Annotated in this window: 1 protein-coding gene; it reads right to left on the bottom strand. The window is 55.5% G+C overall.

Features of this window, described 5'->3' with window-relative positions:
• Positions 1-328 (bottom strand): 2Fe-2S iron-sulfur cluster-binding protein (locus C5J26_RS33495; protein ID WP_172746244.1); only part of this gene is annotated, 328 nt, incomplete at its 3' end.
• Positions 329-380: the final 52 nt, after the last annotated feature.

Below are 380 nucleotides of genomic sequence, written 5' to 3'. Positions count from 1 at the left end.
GCACGGTACAGGCTCCGCACTGTCCGTGATCGCAACCTTTCTTGGTACCGATCAAATGCAGATTTTCACGCAAAGCGTCCAGTAGCGTGGTTCGGGTATCCACCTCAAGCTGCTCGGTTTTGCCGTTCACCTTCAGTGTCAGGGGCATTATCTCTGGCGCGGGTGTAGCTGCCGGAACGCTTGCCGCCAGCGTAGAATGAGGATAAACCACGGCGGTCGCCGCTGTTGCGGCGCTCACTTTAATCAGATCGCGACGGGTCAAACTTAAATCGTGCGGCTCGTGCTTCCCAACCCGATTATCTTCGGGGTATTCGCCTTGGTTGCTCATACCAGGCCTCCGGTATTCTAAAGGGGAAAATAAGAGTGCGTTGCGAGAGTGC

Source organism: Neorhizobium sp. T7_12, assembly GCF_002968535.1.
GTDB classification, from domain to species: Bacteria; Pseudomonadota; Alphaproteobacteria; order Rhizobiales; family Rhizobiaceae; genus Neorhizobium; species Neorhizobium tomejilense.
This window is presented reverse-complemented; position numbering and strand designations above follow the sequence as displayed.